This window comes from Microcoleus sp. AT3-D2 (assembly GCF_036705715.1).
Lineage (GTDB): Bacteria > Cyanobacteriota > Cyanobacteriia > Cyanobacteriales > Microcoleaceae > Microcoleus.
The window spans coordinates 1-1,469 of sequence record NZ_JAUBVE010000197.1 but is presented as its reverse complement, the minus strand read 5'-3'; the positions used below and the strand labels follow the sequence as shown (position 1 = coordinate 1,469).

1 protein-coding gene is annotated in these 1,469 nt (G+C 44.2%); it reads left to right on the top strand.

Features of this window, described 5'->3' with window-relative positions; translation table 11 throughout:
- Positions 1–70 precede the first annotated feature (70 nt).
- Positions 71–1,378 carry an NF041680 family putative transposase gene (locus QUB44_RS30840; RefSeq protein ID WP_333373719.1) on the top strand — a complete coding sequence of 436 codons (1,308 nt, stop codon included), beginning with the start codon at positions 71–73 and terminating at the stop codon, positions 1,376–1,378.
- Positions 1,379–1,469 lie beyond the last annotated feature (91 nt).

Genomic DNA, 1,469 nt, shown 5'->3' with positions numbered 1-1,469 from the left:
CAAAAGAAGAACTAGAGCCACCGCGCCAGGAGAGAATGAGGGTGAAAAAGAAAACCTATCCACTCCTTAAATGAACACTGAACGATTAAAGGACTTTCGTCAAGCAGCATACGATTTATTACTGAAAGCCAAGGATGCAACATTCGAGCTGATGGATGCAGTGATGACCACTCCGAATGCGTCGTGTTTAGCAGAATTTTCGCTCAATCCATTATTCAAGCGTCAATGGCCAAGCGTCTATGAAGCCTTACAAGACTGTAGACCAGACCGAAAAAAACTGATGGAGTTGTATCGAGAGCAATTACAGAAAGAAGCACCCCCAACAGAACACATATTAGTAGCAATCGACCACACTGCATGGGCTCGACGAGATGCCAAAACGTTAAAAGATAGAACCCATGAATATCAAAGGGGTGTAATTGTTGGACAGGGGTACAGTACCATTGCCTGGATACCTGAAGCTCAAGGAAGTTGGGCATTACCCCTACTTCATGAAAGAATTAGTAGCGGGTCTTCACCCATACTTCAAGCAGCTTCCCAACTCAAACTGGTTTGTGAACAGAGTGTCAACCCGGTTTTAGCAGTTTTAGATCGAGAATATGGAAATGCTTGTTGGGTACTGGCGCTAACGCAAGCGGACATTCTTGCTGATTGTTTAATGAGAGTCCGAAAGAATGCCTGCTTGTGGTCAGCACCACCAGCTTATAGTGGTCGCGGCAGACCACCCAAACACGGGCAAAAAATGAGACTCAACGACCCAAACACATGGCTTCAAGCGGATACTGCAATTGAAATTGATGAACATCCAGATTTGGGACAAGTCCGAGTTAGACAATGGATTGACTTACATTTTTATCGTGCACCGGGACAAAAAGTCAATTTAATCCTGGTAGAAAGAATGAAGCCCATGTCAAATGGTCAGCCATTTCCACCCTTATGGTTAGCTTGGGTGGGAGAACGAACTCTCCCTCTAGAAACAGTCTGGTTCAAATATTTACGACGTTTTGGAGTGGATCATTGGTATCGGTTTGCCAAGCAACGATTACATTGGACATTGCCTAATTTGAGAACCCCTGAACAATCCGAGCGTTGGAGTGATTTAATGCCATTGATGAGTTGGCAACTCTGGCTGGCCAGAGATTTAGTAATCGAGAATAGACTTCCTTGGCAATCTGCTACTATCAATTTAACCCCTGGACGTGTTGCCCAATCAATGTTTTCGCTTTTAGTTGACATTGGTACTCCCACAAAAATCCCTAAACATAGGGGAAAATCCCCCGGTTGGGAAAAAGGAAGGGTACGGACGGTGGCACCATGCTATCCCACTGTCAAAAAACGGGCTTCTCGACGCAAAAAGTCTTCAAGATTAGCTGTTTAATCTTCTACTTTTTGAGTTTTTGAGCAACAGCTTGCCTGAGATTCAAAGGTGGCTACTTTTAGCTGCGCTCATTTTTTAGTCTAAACTACAG